Raw genomic sequence first — 22,825 nt, 5'->3', positions numbered from 1 at the left:
ACCAGTTTTCGCTGCCGAGGAGGTCGGCCCGGCCGTGCCGGCCGCCGCCGCGGTCAGGAGAGGTCGTCGACGATCTTCCGGGCGTTCGCCATGGACCGCAGGAAGGCGGCGCGCTCGTCGTCCAGCTGCTTCTCGTTCTTGGCGATGAGGGCCTTCTGCGCGCGGCTGTCGACGGCGTGCACGGCCTTGATGTAGCCGGTGTCGCGCTTGCACCGGGCGTCCGCCTCGGCCGTCTTCTTCTCCTTGGCGGAGGGCTCGTCGGTGCGGTACCAGTCGGAGTCGGTGGACGCCTCGTCCGGGCCGGCGTAGCGCAGGTCCTTCTTCTTCATGCAGGCCGACCAGGCGCGGTCCGCCTTCTTCCAGGCCGGGTCCTTCCGCGCCTTCTTGTGCGCCTGGTACCAGAGCTCGGCGCCCAGCCAGTGGTAGCCGCTGAGCTGGACGCCGCCGACCTTCCTCGGCTTGGGCTCGGGACCGAAGATCTTGCGGACGCCCTCGCCCATGCACCCCTTCTCGGGGATGGGGTTGCCGTGCGCCCGGTGGCTGTCGCCGGACTCGAAGGTGCCGGTCAGCGCCGCGTACTGGTCGGCGGGCCACTCCATGGGCTGGTCGTCGGACTCCTCCCGCCGCCGGTTGTGGTAGCCGTGCTCGGCGGCGAGGTCGGGATCGTCCACCCCGTACAGGCTGTTGTCACCGACCTTGCCCGCGCTCGTGAGGGTGCCCTGCCGCACCGGGTACGTCGAGTCGACCGTCCTGATGTCGAGCGTCTTGAAGCCGGTGAACCCGAGCCGGACCATGCACCGCTTGGCGAGCAGCCACTGCGCCGTACCGACGGCCTTTCCGTCGCGGGAGGCCGCGTCCGGGAGGTAGGCGTTGAGCGGGAGCGCCTTCATGGAGTTGAGGCGGTGGGCCTCGTCGGCGGCGTCGTCGCCGCCGGCGAACTGGCATGCCGGCAGGGCGAGCAGGCCGGTGACAGCAAGGGGGAGGAGTTTACGCACCGGGTCATACGATCAGCCGTCGATCATCCGCGCTGTGATGGAGCCCACAGTTCCGGCACAAGGCGCCCGCAGAAAGGCCATGTCGTCCCGGTTGTGGCCACCCGGCCGCGTCCTGGGTGCCGCGGCGCTTCGGCGGGGCGTCGGAAGGACAGCCGCGGACCGGCTCCCGGCTCCGGCGCCGACTCCGCTCCAACTCCGGCTCCGGCTCCGACTCCGACTCCGAGGCCGCGTTCTGCCCGGTGTGCGCGATCCCGGCAGGGCTGACCGGACCCGACCGTGACGGGGGCCATAGTTCCGGTCGCGGCCTCGTCACGGCCGTGGCATCCGTCCCGGGACTCGTGCGCCGGGCCCGGGGACGGATGCCGCGCCGCCGGAGGGCTACGACAGCTGCGACTGCACCTGGGCGGAGATCAGCTCCAGGTGGTCCAGGTCGCTGAGGTCCAGCAGCTGGAGGTAGATGCGCTGGGAGCCGATCTCGGCGTACCGGCCGATCTTGTCGACGACCTCGGCCGGGGAACCGGCGAGCCCGTTGGCCTTCAGCTCGTCCACCTCACGGCCGATCACGGCGGCCCGCCGGGCCACCTCCTGGTCGTCCTTGCCGACGCAGACGACGAGCGCGTTGGAGTACGTCAGGTCGTCCGCGCCCCGGCCGGCCTCCGCCGCTGCGGCCCGCACCCGGCCGAACTGCCGCTCGCTGTCCTCGATCGAGGCGAACGGGATATTGAACTCGTCGGCGTACTGGGCGGCGAGCCTCGGGGTCCGGGTCGCGCCGTGGCCGCCGATGAGCACCGGCACCTTCCGCTGCGCGGGCTTGGGCAGCGCCGGCGAGTCGGACAGCTCGTAGTAGGTGCCGTGGAAGTCGAAGGTCTTGCCGACCTCGGTCGCCCACAGTCCGGTGACGATCGCGAGCTGCTCCTCCAGCCGGGCGAACTTCTCCTTCGGGAACGGGATGCCGTACGCCTTGTGCTCCTCCTCGAACCATCCGGCGCCGAGACCGAGTTCCACCCGGCCGCCGGACATCTGGTCGACCTGGGCGACCTGGATGGCGAGCACGCCGGGCAGCCGGAAGGTACCGGCGGTCATCAGGGTGCCGAGGCGGATGCGCTTGGTCTCGCGGGCCAGGCCGGCCAGCGTGATCCAGGCGTCCGTGGGCCCGGGCAGACCGTCCGCGCCACCCATGCGCAGGTAGTGGTCGGAGCGGAAGAAGGCGTCGAACCCGAGGTCCTCGGTGGCCTTGGCCACGGTGAGCAGGGTGTCGTAGGTGGCCCCTTGCTGGGGCTCGGTGAAGATTCGCAGGTCCATACATCTATCCTGCCTGGCGACCGCCGCGTCAACCGCGCCGGTACCGTCCGGCACGGCCGACCCCGGTCGGGTGAAAATCATCCTCCCTGCGCGCGGGCGTTGCTCCGAACCAGTGACCGGCCCCGGGAGTGATCGTTGGGGCTTCGGAGCCGGGCCGTCCGGCACCCGCGCCGGACGGTGGACGCCGTCGCGCGTCATCGCGCCGGTCCTGCCGGACCGGGGGCCGAGGAGGCCGTGATGTCCGAAGAGTCCGTTCCGCAGCAGGGAGGCCCGGCCGGGCGGCCGAAGGGACTGCTGGAGCAGATGGAGGAACTGATGGCGTCGCTCAACGCGGACCTGTCAGCACTGGCCGACCTGCACTCCGGCACACCGACACCGACACCGACACCGGCCCGCGACAGCGGCGAGAAGAGCGGCTGAGGATTCCGGCGGAGGGCGGAGAGTGCCGGGGGTGCGGCTGGGGGCGGCGTGAGCCGAGGAGGCGGCGGCGACGGGGGCGGCACGGGGATTCAGGTTCGCTGCGGAGCAGGCCGCGCGGTCCGGCTGGGCGGGTGAGCCGCGCCGCACGGCCCGGCGTCGGGGCGCGCTGAGGTCCGTGTCCGGTTCCGGGGGCGGGGTGGCCGCACGTTCCCGTTCGACGGCGGGTGCGGCACGTGGTCCGCCTCAGGCGGGTACGGCACGTGGTCCGCCTCAGGCGGGTGCGGCACATGGCCCGGATCCGGGAGCGAGCTGGTCCGTATGATCCGGCGCCGGGGCGCTTCGAGGCGCCTGGTCCACCCGGGGGCGGCAGGGCGCGCACGCGGTCCGAGCCCAGGGGCGGGTGCGGGGCGTCGCCCGCGCCGACGCGGGGTGACGACTCGGTGCCCGGCTCAGGGGCAGGGGCGCGATCGGGCGCGCGGCCCGGTGGGCGGTGGGCGCCGCTGTCCGTCGGGGCGGACGTGCGCGTGCGCGGGCGGGGTGTGCGCCTTGTTCCTCACACGCCGGACGGGCTGTCCTGCGCGTCCTCCGGCAGCACTTCTTCACGCGCCGCGAGCTTGCGCAGCATCTCCAGGACGCGGTCACGGGACTCGTCGGCCGCGTCGATCGCCTCCATGCACTGCCAGTACGTCGTCTCGTCGGCCGCGGCGCTGGCCAGGCCGACCAGGGCTATGCCGACCTCGCCGAGCAGACCGCCGAGGCAGAGCAGGGTCTCGCGGGCGTCGTCCAGCTCGGTGAGCTGGGCGGCACGCAGGTCCCCCGGGTCGAGTTCGGGCGGGTCCAGGACCCCGCAGCCCCGGCCCGCCAGCTCGGTCAGCCCCAGCGCCTCGCCGCGCAGCTCCGGCGGGCCGGAGACCGCGAGGCGGCTCCCGATCGCCTGCGCCAGAGCCTGCGCCTGCCAGACCTCCGCGAGCATCTCCGCCGCGTCGGCGCCGGTCGCCAGCGCGCGCCTGCTCGTGAGGATGAGCCGTATCGCATCCATACGGTGCCCCCGTCCGCCGTGCCTCTCGCACGGCTGCCTCGATTCTCTTGTCCACTACCCAGAGTGAGGGTCCATGGGGCGAAAAGCCAGAGGAAGACGGAAATCTGCGGACAACAATTCGGATTCGGCGGCCACTTTGACTGCGGAGAGTAATAACGGAATCTAGGAGTCCGCCTGTTGGCCCTCCGCACCGCCGACCGGGAACCGGAGCTCGTTGCGCTCGATCTTGGCGGCCAGGGCGGCCAGGGGATCGATACCGAGCACCTCGCAGACCTGGAGCAGATAGGCGAGCACGTCGGCGACCTCGTCCGTGACGCGGTGCGCCGTGCCGGGGTCGTCCATCACCCCGGCTGACTCCTCCGGCGTCAGCCACTGGAAGATCTCTTGCAGTTCGGCGGCCTCCACCGAGAGAGCGGCGACCAGGTTCTTGGGCGTGTGGTAGGGCTGCCAGTTCCGCGCGGCGGCGAACTCGGCCAGTCGCTGCTGGAGTCGGCCCAGGTCAGGATGTTCTGTCACGGGTTCAGGTGTACCACGGTGACACCGGGGTCCTCGGCGGCCCATGAGGCGTCGCTCACCGCGGCCACACACCGGATGTGCCCGCGCTCCCCCATGCGCGCGGCCATCCGCAGCAACTCCCCGCGCTGGACCGGGTCCAGGCCGCGGTCGAAGCCGTCGGCGAGGATCGTGAGGGTCTGCAGGGCGGCGGGCACCTCGCCCGGGGTGTCGACCTCCAGCACACCGGGCCCGGTCAGCAGCACCAGGGTCAGCGCGAGATAGCGCAGCTCGCCGTCGCCGAGCCGGGCCAGGTCGGTGCGGAAGCCGTCGCCGCGGTCGAGCAGCGCCCGTACCGTGCCGTCGGCGAGCGGCTCGGCGACCAGGTCGGCCACCGGTCCCGCGCATCCCGCGCGCAGCGCCTCGACCAGCCGGCCGTGCCGGCGACCGCACTCCGCGCGCGTGCGCCACAGCACGTCCGCGAGGTTGTCGCAGCCGGACAGCAGCCGGCCGGAGCCGGTGGGCACCGGGGCGCGCATGTACTCGGGGCGGGGGTCGCAGGAGAAGGCGGAACGCAGGGCGACGACCATCTGCTCGGCCGCCGCGAGCACATGGCGCTGCCCGTCGGTCTTGCCGGCGACGCGCAGCGGCAGCAGGGCGGTGCCCAGGCGGTCGTCCGGAAGCGGGGCGCGGGTCACCGGCGCGGAGCCGGCGGTGTGCCAGGCGGCCTGCACGGTACGGCGTCCGGGGTCGCGCAGGGCGGTCTCCAGCAGCACGACCCCGCACGCGGTCAGCCGCTCCCCCACGATCCGCAGCTCCGGTTCGGCCTGCACCGCGACGTCGAGCCGGACCGGCCCCGCCGCGCCGTCGGCCGTGCACCCGATCCGGAAGCCCCGCCGCCGGCCGGCGTCGGGACGCGCCCGCTCCGGCACACAGGCGGCCGGGTCCGGGAACGCCTCCGCGAGGGGGGCACCGCCGCCGAGCCGGGCCAGCGCCTCGTACGCGGCCAGCGCGGTCGTCTTGCCCGCCCCGCTGGGCCCGGCGAACACGGTGACCGGCCCGAGGCCGAACACCGCCCGCCGGTGTCCGGCGAAGGCGGAAAGGCGCAACTCGGTGATCCGGGCGCGGAGGTCGACGGGCTGGCGGGACCGCGCGGGGACGGTCACGGCGGACACGTCGGCCGCCGGCGGCTCAGCGGACACGGAGGGCACGGCCATATGCGGACCGTAGAACTCCATTCCCACAGCGAACCGTTTCACCGCGGGAACCTTCCTACGATCGGGGGACGAGCCCCCGCGCACGGCCCGGGCCGGTACCGGTTCCACCGCCCCGACCGGCCGGTGCGCCTCCGGCGCCCCGCGCCGCACCGCGTCTCGGCGCACCCCCGCACGGCACACCCCGTACCGCCGGTCCGCCCGGAGCCGCGGTCAGCCGCCCGACAGGCCCGCGCCCTCCATCAGCCCGCTGACCTCGGTGCCGGGCGGGGTGAGGAGGAAGACGTTGCGGTCGACGCGGTGCATCCCGCTGCCCAGGCCGAAGACCACGCCGGTGCTGAAGTCGAGGACCCGCTTGGCGACGTCGCCCTCCGCGCTCGACAGGTCGAGCAGCACCGGCACTCCGGCCATCAGGGTCTCGGCGACCTCGCGGGCGTCCGCGAAGATGTTGACCCGCAGGACCACGAACCGGCGCCGGGTCTCGGTCTCGGCGTCGGGCAGCGAGCGGTGGCTCACCGCCGACGGCCAGGCGTCCCGGCCCCGCAGCGGCACGACCTGGGCGAGCCCCTCCCACTGTTCATCGGTGACGTCGTAACGGCTCACCGGCTCCCCCCGACCTGACTCGCACTCAATCCCTGCACCAGCCAATTCTTACGCCAAGTCACCCGTTCGGCCCAACAACGACACGGTGCGCGACCGGTGTGGCGGCCCACTCGCGCCACAGAATGCGGTGTATGCCCCAAAAGATCCGTTTCTTACTGGGCTCATACCCGACTCTTCACCGGCCTCCGCACCCCGCTCACCCGCCGCCGCTAGCGTCCGATCCCGTGCACTTGGCAGAAACACAGCAGGTGACACCCGATCGGCGGACATCGTCGGCGGTGTCCGCCGCACCGGGGGCCCGGACCGGGTCCCCCGACGGCCCCGCGCAATGGCACCGTGTGCTGACGCTCCTCGCCGACGTGAGCCTGTTCATCGGCACCCGTTCGGTGTGGACCCAGGCGGCCACCCATCAGCTGGTCCTCGCGGGGATCGTCTCGGTCTGCTACGCCGCGGTCCTGGTGACCGGCGTACTCGCCCTGACGGTCCGCCGGACGCGCTCGCTGGCCCGCCTGGACCTGGCGGTGCTGACGACCGCGGCCGTCCTCACCGTGTGCGCGTGGGCGCTGAACCACGGCGGCGGCGACGAGGCCGTCCTCACCACCCAGGCCGCCAGGGAGATCGTCGCCGGGCACCCGGTGTACGGACAGCCCTGGCCCTGGCTGTTCCACGCCAAGGGCGTCGCGCTGACGCCGACCATGGACGGCGGGTACGACTTCACGTACGGATACCCCCCGCTGGCCCCGCTGCTCACCGTGCCGCTGCTGTGGCTGGGCCGCGGCGGCGCCCCGGCGACGGCGGCGGCGACCGCCGCGCTGCTCGCGGGCACGGCGCTGCTGTGGCGGCTGCTGCCGGTGCCGTGGCGCTCGGCGGCGACGATGCTCTGCCTGGGCTTCGGCTTCCTGCCGCTGTACGCCCGGCAGGGCTATCCCGCGATCGTCGGCCTCGCCCTGCTGGTGCCGGTGGTGGTGCGCTGGCCCCGGCTCGGCGCGCGCGGCCGGCTGGGCGCGGCCGGGATCGCGCGGGCCGCGTGCCTGGGCGCCGCGTGCGCGGCCCAGCAACTCCCCTGGTTCGTCACGCCGTTCCTGCTCGCAGGGATCTACGCGGTGCGGCGCGGCGAGCTGGGCGGGCGCGCGGCGGCGCGGGTGGTGTTGCGGATCACCGGGACCGCGGCGCTCACCTGGCTGCTCGTCAACGCGTACTTCGTGGTGAGCGAGCCGGGGCCCTGGCTGCGGGGCATCGCCCTGCCGCTGACCCAGGGCGCGGTGCTGCACGGCCAGGGCCTGGTGGACATCTCGCTCTACTTCACCGACGGCAGCGACCGGCTCGCCTGGTACGGCCGGGCGAGCGTGCTGCTCGTCGCGGGCCTGCTGGCGGTATTCGTGCTGTTCGTCCGGCGGCTCGGCCCCGCCGCGACCGTGCTGCCCTGGTGCGCCTTCTATCTGGCGACCCGGTCCCAGGACGGCTACTACCTGATGATGACGCCGCTGTGGCTGGCGGCGGCGGTCACCACGCCCCTGCCGGAGTTCGCCCGCGCCTGGCAGCCGCGCCCGCGCCCGCTCGCCGGACCGCGCCGCCGCGGCGCGCGGGCCGCCGCCGTCGCGATGCTGGTGGCGCCCGCGCTGGTGAGCGCGGCCCTGGCGGCGACGGGGACGCCGCCGCTGCGGATGGACGTCACGGCGACCCGGCACACGTCGGCGCGGGTCCTGTCCCGGCTGACCCTGCGGATCGCCAACACCGGCACCACCGCGCTGACCCCGCACTACATGCTCACCACCGGCCAGGGCATGAGCCGGTACTGGGCGCTGGTGCGCGGGCCGGCCACGATTCCCGCGCACTCCGCCGCGGCCGTCGAGCTGCGGGCGCCGGGCGGCGGCTTCGCGGTGCCCTCGAAGCGGGGCACCCGGCTGCGGCTGCGCGCGTTCACGGGGGACCCGCAGACGCTGTCCACCCAGGAGGTACGGCAAGCCGAACTGGAGGTCAGGCCGGCGTCCGGGTGAAGCGGAGCACGGCCGTGACCGTGGTCAGTCCGCGCATCATGCCCAGCTGGTTCCAGCCCATGCCGAACTCCGCGCGGTCCACGCCGAACTCGGCCTCCAGGGTGAGCGCCTCCGCGCTCACCCCGGTCAGACGGGCGGTGAAGGACTGCGGGCGGCTGACGCCCCGCACGGTCAGCTGCCCGGCGACCCGGACCTCGTCGCCGTCGAGCCGGTCGGCGCCGCGCACGGCGAAGGTGATCTCCGGGTGGTGGTCGGTGTCGAGGAAGTCGGCCGACCGCAGGTGGGCGTCCCGCTTGGCGTTCTTGGTGTCCAGGGAGGCGGCGTCCAGGGTCACGGTGCCGGCGGCCGAGCCGTCGGCCCGCACCTCGCCGCTGCCGCCCACGCCGGTGAAGGTGCCCTTCACGGCGACCAGGCCCCAGAAGGTCCGGTGCCGCAGGCCCACGGTGGTCGCGGTCGGGTCGAGCTGCCAGAGGCCGGTTTCCACGGCGACGGTCATGGTCGTACTCCAGGGTCAGGTGGTTCAAATTTGGATGACTGAGGGACCCTCACGCTAGCGCGCCATCCAAATGTGAACAACAGCAGGAAGCACCCCTCATCCAAAAATGGACAATAGGTAGACTCGACCCATGTCCCGCTCCGACGCCCGCACCGCCAGCCAGCCCGCCTGCCCCCGCGCGAGCGGCGACGGGCTGCTCCCGGACGAGCTGCGCGCCTGGATGGTCCTGCTGGCCGCGACGGGCACCGTGGAGCAGCGGCTGCGGTCGGTCGTGAAGGAGACCCTCGACGTCTCCCACGACGAGTTCCTGATCCTGTGCCTGCTGGCCGAACAGCCCCGCGACGGGCTGCGGATGACCCAGGTCGCCGACCTGCTGGGCCGCCCCAAGACCCGCCTCACCTACCAGATCGCCTGCCTCCAGCGAGCCGGACTCGTCGTCCGCACGACCGTGTGCGGCGACAAGCGCGGCGTGCGGGTCGCCCTCACCGACACGGCGCGTGAGCTGCTGCGCGAGACCTCCGCGCTGCTCGCCGGGACCGTCCGGCAGGCCCTCGCCGACTCCATGGGCCCCGACCAGCGGGCGGCCATGTGCGCGCTCGTACCGGACCTGGACGACGCGGCGCACTGAGCGGTCCGGACATGCCTGTCCGTACGGATGCGACTTCAGTCACAACCGCAAGAAGAGAAACCTCACAGCCGCCGCTCCGCCTGCGACGCAGCCGCCTGCCCTAGCATCCGGACCATGACGGTCCTGCCTGACGACGGGCTCTCACTGGCCGCCGAGTTCCCTGACGCGACGCACGAGCAGTGGCAACGCCTGGTCGAAGGCGTACTGCGCAAGTCGGGCAAGGAAGTCTCGGGCGCGGCAGCTGAGGACGCCCTGTCCACGACGCTGGAGGACGGGCTGCGCACCCGGCCCCTCTACACGGCGCGCGACAGCGCGCCCGATCCCGGTCTGCCGGGCTTCGCCCCGTTCGTACGCGGCAGCCGTCCGGAGGGCACGAGCACGGGCGGCTGGGACGTACGGCAGCGGCACACGGCACTCGGCGCCGGCTCGGCGGACGCGGTGCTCCCCGACCTGGAGAACGGCGTCACCTCCCTCTGGCTGGTGCTGGGCGAGGGCGGCATCCCGGTCTCCGAGCTGGGCCGGGCCCTGGACGGGGTCTACCTCGATCTGGCGCCGGTCGTCCTGGACGCGGGCCGCGACACCCCGGCCGCCGCCGAGGCGCTGCTCGGGCTGTACGAGCGGCGGGGCGTGGACCCGCGGGCCGCGCGCGGCAACCTGGGCGCCGACCCGCTCGGGTACGAGGCCCGCACCGGCACCGCACTGGACTTCGCGCCCGCCGCCGCGCTGGCAGCGCGCTGCGCCGGGCACCACCCGGGCCTGCGCGCGCTGACCGTGGACGCGCTGCCGTACCACGAGGCGGGCGGCTCGGCGGCGCAGGAGCTGGGCGCCTCGCTGGCCACCGGTGTGGCCTATCTGCGCGAGCTGACCGAGGCCGGGCTCGGCGTGGAAGAGGCAATCGCCCAGCTGGAGTTCCGTTACGCGGCCACCGCCGACCAGTTCCTGACCATCGCCAAGCTGCGCGCGGCACGCCGGCTGTGGGCGCGGGTCGCCGAGGTGTGCGCGGCGCCGGGCGCGGGCGCGCAGGTGCAGCACGCGGTGACCTCGCCGGTGATGATGAGCCGGCGCGACCCGTGGGTGAACATGCTCCGCACGACGATCGCGACGCTCGCCGCGGGGGTCGGCGGCGCCGACTCCGTGACGGTGCTGCCGTTCGACCACGCGCTCGGCCTGCCCGACGCCTTCTCCCGGCGCATCGCCCGCAACACCTCCTCCATCCTGATCGAGGAGTCCCACCTGGCCCGGGTCATCGACCCGGCGGGCGGCTCCTGGTACGTCGAGCGGCTGACGGACGAACTCGCCGAGGCCGCCTGGCAGTTCTTCCGGTCCGTCGAGCGCGACGGCGGCCAGGCCGCGGCGCTGCGCTCCGGACGCATCCGCACCGACCTGGCGACCACCTGGGCGGAGCGGTCCAAGAAGCTCGCCAAGCGCCGCGAACCCATCACCGGGGTCAGCGAGTTCCCGCTGCTGGCCGAGAAGCCGGTGGAGCGGACCCCCGCGCCCGAGCCGCCGTCCGGCGGCCTGCCGCGGGTGCGGCGCGACGAGGCGTACGAGGAGCTGCGCGCCCGCTCCGACGCCCATCTGGCGGCGACCGGCGCCCGTCCCCGGATCTTCCTGGCCACGATCGGCTCCGCCGCCGAGTACACCGCCCGCTCGACGTTCGCCGCCAACCTCTTCCAGGCCGGCGGCATCGAGCCGGTCACCGAGGGCCGCTTCGAGGACAGCGGCGCCACCGAGGCCGTGCTGTGCTCCAGCGACGGCCGCTACGCCGAAGAGGCCGCGGAGAGCGCCGGGGCGCTGCGCGCGGCCGGCGCCCGGCATGTGTTCCTGGCGGGCCGGGGAGACTACTCCGGCATCGATTCGTACGTCTTCGCGGGCTGTGACGCCGTGGATGTGCTGTCCGCGACCCTTGACCGCATGGGAGTGTCCTGATGGGAATCCCCGACTTCTCGGGCATCGAGCTGGGCACCCCGGTCGCCGACGGCACCGACGGCGAGTGGCGTACGGCCGTCGAGCGGGCCGCCGGCGGCGCGCAGCCGCTGTGGGAGACCCCGGAGGGCATCGGGGTCAAGGCGCTGTACACCGGCCGTGACCTGGAGGGGCTGGACTTCCTCGGCACCTACCCGGGCATGGCCCCGTATCTGCGCGGCCCGTACCCGACGATGTACGTCAACCAGCCCTGGACGATCCGCCAGTACGCGGGCTTCTCCACCGCCGAGGAGTCCAACGCGTTCTACCGGCGCAATCTGGCGGCCGGCCAGAAGGGCCTGTCGGTCGCCTTCGACCTGCCCACGCACCGGGGCTACGACAGCGACCACCCGCGGGTGACCGGCGACGTCGGCATGGCGGGCGTGGCCATCGACTCGATCTACGACATGCGGCAGCTGTTCGACGGCATCCCGCTGGACAAGATGACCGTGTCGATGACGATGAACGGCGCCGTGCTGCCGGTGCTCGCGCTGTACATCGTGGCGGCGGAGGAGCAGGGCGTACCGCCCGAGAAGCTGGCCGGAACCATTCAGAACGACATTCTGAAGGAGTTCATGGTCCGCAACACCTACATCTATCCGCCGAAGCCGTCGATGCGGATCATCTCCGACATCTTCGCCTTCACCTCGCAGCGGATGCCCCGCTACAACTCCATCTCCATCTCCGGTTACCACATCCAGGAGGCGGGCGCGACGGCCGACCTGGAGCTGGCGTACACGCTCGCGGACGGTGTGGAGTACATCCGCGCGGGCCGGGAGGCCGGCCTGGACGTGGACGCGTTCGCGCCGCGCCTCTCGTTCTTCTGGGCGATCGGCATGAACTTCTTCATGGAGGTCGCGAAGCTGCGCGCGGCCCGGCTGCTGTGGGCCAAGCTGGTCGCGCAGTTCGACCCGAAGAACACCAAGTCCCTCTCGCTGCGCACCCATTCGCAGACCTCGGGCTGGTCGCTGACCGCGCAGGACGTCTTCAACAACGTCACCCGCACCTGTGTGGAGGCGATGGCGGCCACCCAGGGCCACACCCAGTCGCTGCACACCAACGCGCTCGACGAGGCGCTCGCGCTGCCCACCGACTTCTCGGCGCGCATCGCCCGCAACACCCAGCTGCTCCTCCAGCAGGAGTCCGGCACCACCCGGGTCATCGACCCGTGGGGCGGCAGCGCCTACGTGGAACGGCTGACGTACGACCTGGCGCGCAAGGCCTGGGCGCACATCCAGGAGGTGGAGCAGGCCGGCGGCATGGCGCAGGCCATCGACGCCGGTATCCCGAAGCTGCGCGTGGAGGAGGCGGCGGCCCGCACCCAGGCCCGCATCGACTCCGGGCGCCAGCCGGTGATCGGCGTCAACAAGTACCGCGTGGACTCCGACGAGCAGATCGACGTCCTCAAGGTCGACAACTCCTCGGTGCGCGCCCAGCAGATCGAGAAGCTGCGGCGGCTGCGGGCGGAGCGGGACGAGCAGGTCTGCCAGGACGCCCTGGACGCGCTGACCCGGGCGGCCGACGGCACGGAGAACCTGCTGGAGCTGGCCGTGCGCGCGGCCCGTGCCAAGGCCACCGTCGGCGAGATCTCCGACGCCCTGGAGAAGGTGTACGGACGGCACGCGAGCCAGATCCGTACGATTTCCGGTGTGTACCGCAACGAAGCAGGCCAGTCCCCGTCGGTGGACCGCACCCGGGCGCTGGTGGACGCGTTCGAGGAGGCCGAGGGGCGCCGGCCGCGCATCCTGGTCGCCAAGATGGGCCAGGACGGCCACGACCGCGGCCAGAAGGTGATCGCGACCGCCTTCGCCGACCTCGGTTTCGACGTCGACGTCGGCCCGCTGTTCCAGACGCCCGAGGAGGTCGCCCGGCAGGCGGTCGAGGCGGACGTGCACGTGGTCGGGGTGTCCTCGCTGGCCGCCGGCCACCTCACGCTCGTCCCGGCGCTGCGCGAGCAGCTCGCCGAGGAAGGCCGTGAGGACATCATGATCGTGGTCGGCGGGGTGATCCCGCCGCAGGACGTGCCGACCCTGCTGGAGATGGGCGCCACGGCCGTGTTCCCGCCCGGGACGGTGATCCCGGACGCGGCCCACGACCTGATCAAGCAGCTGTCGGCCGGCCTCGGCCACGAGCTGTAGCGCCGATGGCAGCGATCGATCTCGACACGTACGTGAAGGGTGTGCTCGACGGGAAGCGGGCCCTGGTGGCCCGCGCCATCACGCTCGTCGAGTCCACCCGGCCACAGCACCGGTCCCTGGCCCAGCAGTTGCTCACCGAGCTGCTGCCGCACAGCGGCCGGGCGCGGCGGATCGGTGTGAGCGGGGTGCCGGGTGTCGGCAAGTCGACGTTCATCGACGCGTTCGGCACGATGCTGACCTCGCTGGGCCACCGGGTGGCGGTGCTGGCCGTCGACCCGTCCTCGACCCGTACGGGCGGCTCCATCCTGGGCGACAAGACCCGGATGGAGCGGCTCGCGGTGGACCCGGCGGCCTTCGTCCGGCCCTCCCCCAGCGCGGGCACGCTGGGCGGCGTCGCCAAGGCCACCCGGGAGTCGATGGTGGTGATGGAGGCGGCCGGCTACGACGTGATCCTGGTGGAGACCGTCGGTGTCGGCCAGTCCGAGACGGCGGTCGCCGACATGGTCGACTCGTTTCTGCTGCTGACGCTGGCCCGCACCGGCGACCAGCTCCAGGGCATCAAGAAGGGCGTCCTGGAACTGGCCGACGTGATCGCCGTCAACAAGGCGGACGGCCCGCACGAGCGCGACGCGAAGGCCGCCGCCCGTGAACTGGCGGGCGCGCTGCGGCTGATGCACGGCAAGGACGCCTTCTGGACGCCGCCAGTGCTGCACTGCAGCGCCCGGGAGACCGCGGGTCTCGACACGGTCTGGGAGCGGCTGGAGCGGCATCGCGCGCTGCTCGACTCCACCGGGCGGCTCACCGCCAAGCGCCGGGACCAGCAGGTCGACTGGACCTGGGCGATGGTCCGCGACGAGCTGCTGGGCAGGCTGCACGCCGATCCGGCGGTGCGCGCCGCCACTCCGGGGCTCGAACAGCAGGTCAGACAGGGCCGGTTGACGGCGACCCTGGCGGCGGAGCGGATCCTGGCCGCTTTCGAGGGCCGTACGGCTCCGCCCGCCGGGAGCTGACACCCGGGCGGGCCCCGCCCGGGTGTCAGCCGACGCAGAACTCGTTGCCCTCGGGGTCCTGCATCACCACGCAGAAGCCGGTGGGCTCGTCCACCTCGCGCAGCACCTTGGCGCCGGCGTCGACCAGCCTGGCGACATGGCGGGCGATCCGCTCCTGCCCGGCCGGGCTGCGGTGGCCGTCGGGGTGGCTGATCTGGACGTCGAGGTGGACGCGGTTCTTGACCGCCTTGCCCTCGGGCACCTTCTGGAAGAGCACCCGGGGGCCGGCGCCGTCCGGGTCGACGACGGCGGCCAGGCAGTCCCACCGGTCCTCGGGCAGGCCGATGGACTCGGCGAACTCCTCCCACGACCCGTGGCCCGGCGGTGGCGGCTGCACGACGTAGTCGAGGGCGACGGCCCAGAACTCCGCCTGGTCGTGCGGGTTCTCGGAGTCGAAGGTCACCTGTGCTCGGATCGCCATGGCGCTGTCCAGGGGTGTGGTTCGGGGGTTCGGCGCCGGCTCCCCCGAGGGGAGCCGGCGCCTGCCTGACCGATCCATCGTGCCTCGCCCGTACGGGGCCGCCCAAACGGCCCTACTCCTTTCGGGCTATGACGGCTCCGTTCGCCCCCGGCCCCTCGAACCGCACGGTCCGCACCGCCCGGAAGCCCGTCTCGCGGAGCCAGCCGCCGTACTCGGCGGCGGTGTAGTTGCGCCCCCAGGTTCCGGCCAGCATGTTCATGCTCATCAGGGCGGCGTCCAGGGGGCCGGTCTTGTCGTCGTCGACCAGCAGTTCGCTGACCACGATCAGGCCGCCCGGGGGCAGGGCCCGGTGGCAGGCGGCGAGCAGCCGCCGGTTCCGGGGCTCGTCCCAGTCGTGCAGGATCATCGACAGCAGGACCGCGTCGTGCCCGGCGGGCAGCTCCGGCTCGGCGAAGAAGTCCCCCGGACGCAGCGAGATCCGCTCGGACAGGCCGGCCGCCGCCACCCGTTTCTCGGTGTACGCGCAGACGAACGGCAGGTCGTAGACGGTGGTCCTGAGCCGCGGGAAGCGCCGGCACAGCTCGATGGCGAAGGCTCCGCCGCCGCCCCCGACGTCCAGCAGCCGGTCCGTGCCGCCGAGGTCGACGGCCTCGCCCAGGGCGCGCGCGGTGAGACGGGAGAGCGGGAACAGGCCGTCCCAGAAGGCGGTGGACCGGTTCTCCTCGTCGAAGATGCGCTCGTGCTGCTCGGGGGCCCAGCGGCTGGGGGTGTCGGAGCGCAGGGCCTCGGTGATCCGCAGCCAGCCCGGGGTGGTGTGGTCGCGGACCATGATGATGTAGTCGCCCAGGTAGTGCGGGCGTTCGCGGACCAGATAGGTGTCGGCGGCGGGGCTGTTGCGGTATCGCGGGCCCGCCGGGGCACCCGGGTCGGGCGGGCCGTCCGTGTGCAGCAGGCCGAGGGCCGCGCAGGCGGTGAGCAGGACCTCGGCCGGGCGGGCGCCCAGACCGAGGCCGGCGGCCAGTTCGCCGGCGGTCGCGCCGCCGGCGGCGGCGAGATGGGTGAACAGGCCGATCTCGACGGCGCCCGCCAGGGTCTGCGCGGCCCACATCCCGCCGGTGATCCGCAGCAGGCCGGACAGGTCCGGCGGCGCCTGCTCCGTGGGGTGCAGCGGCTCAGTCATCGTGCGCCTCTTCTCCGTTCCGGTCGTCCGGGTGTCCGGGGCCTTCGCCGTCCGTGTCCTCGAAGCGCACCCGCACCTGGTCGAAGACGACGTGCCGGCCGTTCTCGAAGTGCCGCTCCGACTCGCCGTCCAGGTGGTAGACGGGGTGCCGGGCCAGTTCGTGCAGGACGGCGCGGAACTCCGCCCGGGCCAGTCCGGCGCCCAGGCAGTGGTGGATGCCGTGGCCGAAGCTGAGATGGTGGTGGGAGGTGCCCCGGTCGAGGGAGAAGGCGTCGGGGTCGGGGAACTTGGCGGGGTCCCGGTTGGCCGCGTCCAGCAGCAGCACGACCCGGGCGCCGCGCGGGATGGTCGTCCCGGCGATCGAGACGTCCCGGGTGGTGACCCGGGTGAAGCGGTCGGTCGGGCACCAGCGGCGCATCGTCTCGTCGCCGACCACGGGGATCAGCTCGGGCTCGGCCCGCAGCCGGCGCTGGATCTCCGGGTTGCGGGCGAGGTTCCACAGCATCCGGCTGAGGGTGTTGAGGGTGGTCTGGTGGCCGGCGATGCACAGCGACACGATGATCGAGTGCAGCCGCTCCTCCTCCAGGGGCCGGCCGTCGACGGTGGTGCGCGCGAGCCGGGACAGATAGTGGTCGCCCGGCTCGGCGCGGGCTGCGCGGACCTCGTCGGCCAGCAGCTCGCGGAACTGCGGCCAGAACTCGTCCGCGTCGCTGTCCTTGGACAGGTGCTGCCACAGATTGCTGGTCAGTTCGCGGACCCGGTCCTGGGCGTTCTCGGACAGGCCGATGGCCAGCGCCAGCACTCCGATGGCCAGCGGATGGGCCACTTCGGCGACGAAGTCGCCGTGGCCGCGTCCGGCGAGCGGGCCGATCAGCTCGGCCGCCAGCGCGGCGACCCCGGTCCCGAGACGGCGCACCTCCTCGTTGTGCAGGGGCGGGGCCATCAGCCGGCGCAGCTCGCCGTGCTCGGGCGGGTCGAACTCGATCGGTGAGAACAGGGGCATCCCGGCGGCCCTCGGATGGAACACACCGGAGCCGGAGCTGAAGACGGTGTGGTCCTTGAGGGCCGCCCGGACGTCGTCGTGGCGCGACAGGATCCACAGCCCGCCGTGCGCGGGCGTCCAGCCGACGGCTGAGCGCTCCCTGATCACTCGGTTGACTTCCTCGGCCAGGTCGGGCGTGTACTCGGGATCGTGCCAGTCGAACTCCCGCACCAGGCGGTCGACGGCATCCTGCCGCGCCGTGCTCATCAGTCCTCCTCGTTGCCCTCGTTGCCCTCGTCGGCCTCGTCGTGCTCGCCGGCCCCGCCGGTGGCGCCCTCCTCGGCGCCCCGCCGGGTCAGCTCCTCGGCCAGGTAGGCGCCGAGCGAGGCGACCGTCGGGTTGCTCCACAGGATCGTCGGCGGCAGGTCGATGCCGAACCGGCGGTTGAGCCGGACCCGCAGTCCGACGGTGAGGACGGAGTCCACTCCGAGGTCCACCAGCGGGCGGTTCGGGTCGATGTCGGTCGCGGGCAGGTTGAGTTCGGCGGCGACCTGGTCGTTCACCTCGGCCTCGGCCCGCTCGGCGAGTTCCTCGCCGGTCAGCGCGGACCAGTCGGTGACGCCGCCGGCGACGGCCGCGTCGTCCTCGGTGACGGCGTTCAGTTCGCTGAAGACGGGCAGCCGCCGCTCCGGCAGCACGCGCAGGATGGCGTAGTACCGGCTGTCGAAGCGGTCGGCGAAGGCCCAGGCGCGGAACGCCTCGGTGATGGAGATGCTGCCGAGGCCCCGGGACTCCGCCTCGATGGTGGTGGTGCCGGCGGTGGTCTCGGCCATGCCCGCGCCCCGCCAGGAGGTCCACGCCAGGCTGACGGTGTCGGTGGCGCCGCCGGCCCCGCGGTGCGCGGCGAGGCCGTCGAGGAAGGAGTTGGCCGCCGCGTAGCTGGCCTGGCCGGTGAGCCGGGCGAGCTGGCCGCAGGAGGAGAACAGCACCATGAAGTCGAGCGTTCCGGGCGGGAACATCCGGTGCAGGACCATCGCGCCGAGCATCTTGGGTGCCATGGCGTGCCGCAGCCCGGACCGGTCGACGTGGTCGACCAGGGCGTCGGCGACCACACCGGCCGCGTGCACCACACCCCGGATCGGCGGCAGGTCGAGGGCGGCGGGGTCGAGGGCGGCGGCGGCCTGCTCGCCGTCAGAGATGTCCAGGGCGAGCACCCGGACCGTCGCGCCGAGCGCCTCCAGGGCGAGCACCGCGTCGATCCTGCGGCGCACCGCCGGGTCGTCCGCTTCGGCCCAGGCGGAGCGGGGCGGCAGGCCGCCGCGGCTGACCAGGACCAGCCGGCGGGCGCCCCGTTCGACCAGTGAGCGGGCGACCTCCAGACCGAGTGCGCCGACACCGCCGGTGATCAGATAGGTGCCGTCGGGGCGGCAGCGCACACCGCCGGAGCCCGCGGGCCGGTCGATCTGGGCGAGCCGGGCCACCGCGACGCCGTCCTTGGTGAGCGAGACGACGTCCTCGGCGCCGGGCAGCGCGGACAGCACCCGCAGCACCCGGTCCGGGGTGTCGCCGTCGAAGCCCAGCAGTTCGGGGCCCACGTCCAGCACCCCGCCCCACAGGTCGGGGCGTTCCCCCGCGGTGATCCGGGAGACGCCCCACAGCGGGGCGTGCGCGAGCGCGGCCTCCTGGTCGGTGGAGCGGACGCCCTGGGTGAGGCACCACAGCCGCAGCGGCGACTCGGTGTCGGGGTCGGCCCGTTCGGCGAGCCGGCGGCCGAGCGCCTGGACGGCCTCGATCAGGGTCCAGGCGCACCGCTCGGCGGCCTTCTCCGGTGTCTCGTCGGGCAGTTGCCGGGGCGGGGCGACCAGCAGCACGCCGGGTTCGTCGAGGGAGAGTTCGGCGATCTCGGTGGCCGAGCCCAGGCGGCGGCAGCGCACGCCGGAGTCACCGAGGTCGCGGGCGAGGGACTCGGTGACGGTCCCGTCGCCGAGCAGCAGCAGCCGGGCGGGCCGGGCGCCGCCCTCCTTGACCTCCACGGGCCGCCAGGCGATCTCGTGCACCAGCTCGCGGGGCGCCATGATGCCGCCCGGACGGTCCTGGACGACGGTGTAGCGCAGGCCGGTGACCTCGCAGACCACCTGTCCGCTCTCGTCCGCGATCCGTACGTCGATGGTGGTGTCGGGGTCGGTGGCGGAGCGGGTGGTGTGCACGATGATCCGCGGCGGCGGGTCGCCCCGGTAGGCGATCGCCTCGATGTGCGAGGAGGTGCGCAGCGCGGTGGCGTCCTCCTTCGTCACCAGGACGCCGCTGACCGTGAGGGCGCCGTCGATGACGGCGGTCCAGCTGCTGGGGTGCAGCTTGGGCTCGTGGTCGATGACGACGGTGGCGAACTGCTCGACGTCGTTGCGCCGCAGTTCGGTGACCACCCACGGGAAGGTGTACCCGTCGACGCCCATGTTGCGGAACATGGTGTCGACGCGGGTCCAGGTCCATTCCTCGGGGCAGCGGTCCCTGATGGTCTGGATGTCCTCCAGCGGGCGGCTGCCGACGACCGCGGTCCGGTCGACGGTGGCGGTGGTGTGGGTGAGCCACTCCAGTTCCTGGTGGGCGCCCTCGCCGGCGCCGCGCTGGAGGCAGCTGGCGAGCCGGGCCTGGTTCTGGTCCAGCACGACCTGGACCACGCGCGGCGGCTGGGCGGCGAGCGGGGTGCGGAAGACGATGTCCCGCAGGCCCGCGTGCCGGTCGCCGTCGGTGGCGGCGGTGGCCGCGGTGATGAAGGTGTGCAGCACCACGGAGGCCGGCACGGTCTCGACACCGACGACCTTGTGGCTCTGGGCGTACGGGCGGCAGTCCATGTCGAGATGGGTCTGCCAGACCTGCTGGGCCGGGGATCCTGCGACGGTCATCCGGCCGCCGAGCAGGGTGTGGGTGTCCGGGTCGTGGCCGCGGCCGTGGCTCTCGGCCGCGCTCTCCGGGAAGATCCAGTACGGCCGGTGCTGCCAGCGGGTGGTGGGCAGCGTGAGCAGCTCGCCGTCCCGGTCCGGCCAGCGCACGGCGGCGCCGTGGCAGTGCAGTTCGGCCAGCGCGCGCAGCAGGGTGGGCACGCCGGGGGTGTCGCGCCGCATGGACACGGCGACGTGCGGGTCCTCGATGCCGAGGTGCTCGGCGGTCTCCCGGACGGACTGGGCGACCACCGGGTGCGAGGAGACTTCGAGGAAGACCCGGTGGCCGTCCTCGAAGGCGGCCGTGACGGCCTGGGCGAAACGTACCTGCTCGCGCAGGTTGGTGCGCCAGTAGCCGCCCTCGCGGGGGGCGGTGCCGCGCGGGTCGGCGAGGGCGGTGCTGTAGAGGGTGGTGTGCGGGGTGCGGGCGGTCAGCTGCCGGGCGGCCTCGGTGACCTCGTCGAGCACCTCGTCCACGTGCGGGCTGTGGAAGGCCACGTCGGTGTCGACGCGGCGCACCTCGATGCCGACCGAGGTCCACTCGGTGACGAGGTGCCCGATGGTCTCGGCGTCGCCGGAGACCACGGTGGCGCGGGGGCTCGCGGAGATCGCGGCGACCAGGCCGTCCCAGCCGTCCAGGTGCTGTTCGACGTCGGCAAGGGACTCGCCGACCAGCGCCATGCCGCCGCGTCCGGCGACGCGCTGGAGCGCGCGCGCCCGCCGGCAGGCGAAGCGCGCGGCGTCGGTGCGGTCGAGGGCTCCGGCGGCGACGCAGGCGGCGATCTCGCCGACCGAGTGGCCGATCACGGCGCTCGGGGTCAGCCCGCGGGCGGACCAGGTCTCGGCGAGCGCGGCCTGGATCGCGAAGGTCATCGCCTGGACCACGGTGACGGTCCAGGGGCCGCCCTCCTCGATCACCGAGCGCGGGGTCCAGCCCAGTTCCTCCTGGAAGACGCCGGCCAGGCCGTCGATGGTCCGGGCGAAGACGGGTTCGTCGCGCAGCAGGTCGCGGCCCATGCCGGTCCACTGGGCCCCGTGGCCCGAGAACACCCATACGGGACCGGCCGCCGCGGGCGGCAGGACGCGTGCGGTGACCACCTCGGGGGCGCGCTCGCCGGCGGCCAGGACGTCGAGGCCCGCGGCGAGTTGCTCGGCGGTGGCGGCGACGACGGCGGCTCTGGCATCGAGGTGGGAGCGGCGGTGGGCCAGGGTGTGGGCGATCCCGTCGAGGCCGGCCGCGGGATGGGAGCGCAGCCAGGCGGCGGTGGCCTCGGCGAGGTCGCGCACGCCCGCCTCGGACATCGCGGAGAGCGGGAAGACCCGGTGCCCGGGGTCGGCGGCCGGTTCGGCGGCGGGCCGGCCGGCGGGCGGTTCCTGGAGGATCAGGTGGCTGATGGTGCCGCCGACGCCGTAGCTGGAGACGCCCGCGCGCCGCGGGGTGTCCTGGGCCGGCCAGGCGGTGGTCCCGGCGATCAGGCGCAGCCCGTTGTCCTCGAACCCCAGCTCCGGGTCGGGTTCCCGGTGCACGCTGGGCGGCAGCTCGTCGTGTTCCATGGCGAGGACGGTCTTGATCACCCCGGCGATCCCGGACGCGGCCTCCACATGGCCGATGTTGGGCTTGAGGGTGCCCACGAGGCAGGGGTCGTCGGCCGCCCGGCCGGCGCCGAAGACGGCGGCGAGGGCGTGTATCTCGGCGCGGTCGCCGGCCTGGGTGCCGGTGCCGTGCGCCTCGACGTAGCCGATCGAACCGGGGGAGATCCGGGACCGCTCGTAGATCTCGCGGAGCATGCGCTCCTGGGCCTCGCCGCTGGGCGCCATCATGCCGTCGGACCGGCCGTCCTGGTGCACACCGCTGCCGATGATCAGGGCGCGGATCGGGTCGCCGTCCCGGCGGGCGTCGGACAGCCGCTTGAGGACCACGACACCGGCGCCCTCGCCGCGCCCGTAGCCGTCCGCCGCGCGGTCGAACGCCTTGCTGCGGCCGTCGGGTGAGGTCGCGCCGGCCGCGTCGAGGGCGACGTTCAGGGCGGGGCTGGCGATGATGTTGACGCCGCCGACGAGGGCCACCGGCGTCTCGTCCAGCCGGAGGGCCTGGCAGGCGACGTGCAGGGCGGTCAGCGATCCGGCGCAGGCGGTGTCGACCGCCATGCTCGGTCCCTTGACGTCGAGGAAGTAGGAGATCCGGTTGGCCATCCCGTAGAAGGTGGTGCCGTTGACGGCCCAGGCGCCGGTTCTGGAGAGGTCCTCCAGCAGCCGTCTGCCGTAGTCGTTGGAGTTGGCCGCCATGTACACGCCGGTGCCGGTGCCGCGCAGGGCGAGCGGCGGCACGCCGGCGTCCTCCAGCGCCTCCCAGGCGAGTTCCAGGAGGATGCGCTGCTGGGGGTCGAGGAACTCCGCCTCCCGGGGGGTGATCCGGAAGAAGTCGGCGTCGAATCCCTCGATGTCGTCGAGGTACATGCCCTTGCGCGTGGTCCGGCGCAGGATGGCGGTGGCGTCGGGACTCTGCGCCGCGTACGGGTCCCAGCGCTTGCCGGGCATCTCCCCGATCGAGCTGCGCCCGGCGAGCAGCGCCTCCCACAGGCGTCCCGGGGTGTCGAGGTCGGGGGCGAACCGGCAGCTCATCCCGATGATCGCGATGGCGTCGTCCGGCTGCTGAACGTCGTGCTCGTGCACTTGCCCTCCACGTTGGTCGGTCGTCGCGTCCGCTTCCGTGCCGTTCAACCCGCTGTGCCGCTCGCGCCGAGCCGCCGGCGCAGGCTGAGCGGGCGCATGTCCGTCCAGACCTCGGCGATGTGGTCGAGGCAGAGCTGCTTGGGCCCGTCGAAACCGGCCGGCGACCAGCCGGCGGGGATCTCGCGGTCGGCGGGCCAGATCGAGTACTGCTCCTCGGCGTTGACCACCACGTGGTACTGCTGTTCGTCATCGGCCATGTGCGCCACCTTCCGGGGTCTGGGGTGATCGGGAC

Annotated in this window: 18 protein-coding genes; 6 read left to right on the top strand and 12 right to left on the bottom strand. The window is 73.4% G+C overall.

Going from position 1 to position 22,825, the window contains the following annotated elements:
- Positions 1-53: 53 nt before the first annotated feature.
- A complete protein-coding gene (locus ACF073_RS05025) occupies positions 54-995 on the bottom strand; it encodes a hypothetical protein (protein WP_392066962.1) in 942 nt (313 codons plus the stop codon).
- Between the two features lie 378 nt (positions 996-1,373).
- Positions 1,374-2,297: an LLM class F420-dependent oxidoreductase gene (locus ACF073_RS05020; protein WP_392066961.1), complete on the bottom strand. Its 924-nt coding sequence runs from the start codon at positions 2,295-2,297 to the stop codon at positions 1,374-1,376.
- A gap of 237 nt (positions 2,298-2,534) precedes the next feature.
- Between ACF073_RS05020 and ACF073_RS05015 the strand changes: the two genes are divergently transcribed.
- Positions 2,535-2,717: a hypothetical protein gene (locus ACF073_RS05015; RefSeq protein WP_392066960.1), complete on the top strand. Its 183-nt coding sequence runs from the start codon at positions 2,535-2,537 to the stop codon at positions 2,715-2,717.
- A gap of 553 nt (positions 2,718-3,270) precedes the next feature.
- Here ACF073_RS05015 and ACF073_RS05010 read toward each other — a convergent pair.
- The 4 genes from ACF073_RS05010 to ACF073_RS04995 form a co-directional block, all read right to left on the bottom strand.
- A complete protein-coding gene (locus ACF073_RS05010) occupies positions 3,271-3,756 on the bottom strand; it encodes a DUF6099 family protein (RefSeq protein ID WP_392066959.1) in 486 nt (161 codons plus the stop codon).
- 162 nt (positions 3,757-3,918) lie between these two features.
- Positions 3,919-4,317, bottom strand: a complete 399-nt coding sequence (locus tag ACF073_RS05005) for a nucleotide pyrophosphohydrolase (RefSeq protein ID WP_392066958.1) — start codon at positions 4,315-4,317, stop codon at positions 3,919-3,921.
- Positions 4,269-5,465, bottom strand: a complete 1,197-nt coding sequence (locus tag ACF073_RS05000) for an AAA family ATPase (RefSeq protein ID WP_392066957.1) — start codon at positions 5,463-5,465, stop codon at positions 4,269-4,271. The genes ACF073_RS05005 and ACF073_RS05000 overlap by 49 nt, the downstream gene beginning before the upstream one ends.
- Before the next feature lie 210 nt (positions 5,466-5,675).
- Complete coding sequence (locus tag ACF073_RS04995) at positions 5,676-6,065, bottom strand: cell division protein SepF (protein WP_392066956.1); 390 nt, start codon at positions 6,063-6,065, stop codon at positions 5,676-5,678.
- Positions 6,066-6,343: 278 nt separating this feature from the next.
- On the opposite strand from ACF073_RS04995, the gene ACF073_RS04990 reads away from it, so the two are divergent.
- Positions 6,344-8,062, top strand: coding sequence for a hypothetical protein (locus tag ACF073_RS04990; RefSeq protein ID WP_392066955.1), 1,719 nt, complete (start codon positions 6,344-6,346; stop codon positions 8,060-8,062).
- On the opposite strand, the gene ACF073_RS04985 is transcribed toward ACF073_RS04990, so the two are convergent.
- Positions 8,043-8,558: a YceI family protein gene (locus ACF073_RS04985; protein ID WP_392066954.1), complete on the bottom strand. Its 516-nt coding sequence runs from the start codon at positions 8,556-8,558 to the stop codon at positions 8,043-8,045. The genes ACF073_RS04990 and ACF073_RS04985 overlap by 20 nt on opposite strands.
- Positions 8,559-8,688: 130 nt before the next feature.
- On the opposite strand from ACF073_RS04985, the gene ACF073_RS04980 reads away from it, so the two are divergent.
- The 4 genes from ACF073_RS04980 (at position 8,689) to meaB (ending at position 14,299) form a co-directional block, all read left to right on the top strand.
- Positions 8,689-9,186, top strand: a complete 498-nt coding sequence (locus tag ACF073_RS04980; protein ID WP_392066953.1) for a MarR family winged helix-turn-helix transcriptional regulator — start codon at positions 8,689-8,691, stop codon at positions 9,184-9,186.
- A 114-nt stretch (positions 9,187-9,300) separates the two neighbouring features.
- Positions 9,301-11,115: a methylmalonyl-CoA mutase family protein gene (locus ACF073_RS04975; RefSeq protein ID WP_392066952.1), complete on the top strand. Its 1,815-nt coding sequence runs from the start codon at positions 9,301-9,303 to the stop codon at positions 11,113-11,115.
- Positions 11,115-13,289, top strand: a complete 2,175-nt coding sequence (scpA, locus tag ACF073_RS04970) for a methylmalonyl-CoA mutase (RefSeq protein ID WP_392066951.1) — start codon at positions 11,115-11,117, stop codon at positions 13,287-13,289. Before ACF073_RS04975 ends, scpA begins: the two co-directional genes overlap by 1 nt.
- Before the next feature lie 5 nt (positions 13,290-13,294).
- Positions 13,295-14,299 carry a methylmalonyl Co-A mutase-associated GTPase MeaB gene (gene meaB, locus ACF073_RS04965; RefSeq protein WP_392066950.1) on the top strand — a complete coding sequence of 335 codons (1,005 nt, stop codon included), beginning with the start codon at positions 13,295-13,297 and terminating at the stop codon, positions 14,297-14,299.
- Between the two features lie 25 nt (positions 14,300-14,324).
- Here the strand turns inward: meaB and ACF073_RS04960 are convergent, their stop codons facing one another.
- The 5 genes from ACF073_RS04960 to ACF073_RS04940 all read right to left on the bottom strand — a co-directional run bounded on the left by ACF073_RS04960 (position 14,325) and on the right by ACF073_RS04940 (position 22,790).
- On the bottom strand, positions 14,325-14,759 hold the full coding sequence (locus ACF073_RS04960; protein WP_392066949.1) for a VOC family protein: 435 nt from the start codon (positions 14,757-14,759) through the stop codon (positions 14,325-14,327).
- A gap of 112 nt (positions 14,760-14,871) precedes the next feature.
- Complete coding sequence (locus tag ACF073_RS04955; protein WP_392066948.1) at positions 14,872-15,939, bottom strand: methyltransferase; 1,068 nt, start codon at positions 15,937-15,939, stop codon at positions 14,872-14,874.
- A complete protein-coding gene (locus ACF073_RS04950; protein WP_392066947.1) occupies positions 15,932-17,188 on the bottom strand; it encodes a cytochrome P450 in 1,257 nt (418 codons plus the stop codon). Before ACF073_RS04950 ends, ACF073_RS04955 begins: the two co-directional genes overlap by 8 nt.
- On the bottom strand, positions 17,188-22,533 hold the full coding sequence (locus ACF073_RS04945) for a beta-ketoacyl synthase N-terminal-like domain-containing protein (RefSeq protein ID WP_392066946.1): 5,346 nt from the start codon (positions 22,531-22,533) through the stop codon (positions 17,188-17,190). The genes ACF073_RS04950 and ACF073_RS04945 overlap by 1 nt, the downstream gene beginning before the upstream one ends.
- Positions 22,534-22,577: 44 nt before the next feature.
- Positions 22,578-22,790 carry an MbtH family protein gene (locus tag ACF073_RS04940; RefSeq protein WP_392066945.1) on the bottom strand — a complete coding sequence of 71 codons (213 nt, stop codon included), beginning with the start codon at positions 22,788-22,790 and terminating at the stop codon, positions 22,578-22,580.
- Between the last annotated feature and the right edge of the window lie 35 nt (positions 22,791-22,825).

The sequence above is a fragment of the Streptomyces sp. NPDC015171 genome, from assembly GCF_043079545.1.
Lineage (GTDB): Bacteria > Actinomycetota > Actinomycetes > Streptomycetales > Streptomycetaceae > Streptomyces.
The sequence above is the reverse complement of the archived record's forward strand: the minus strand, read 5'-3'. Positions and strand labels throughout refer to the sequence as shown.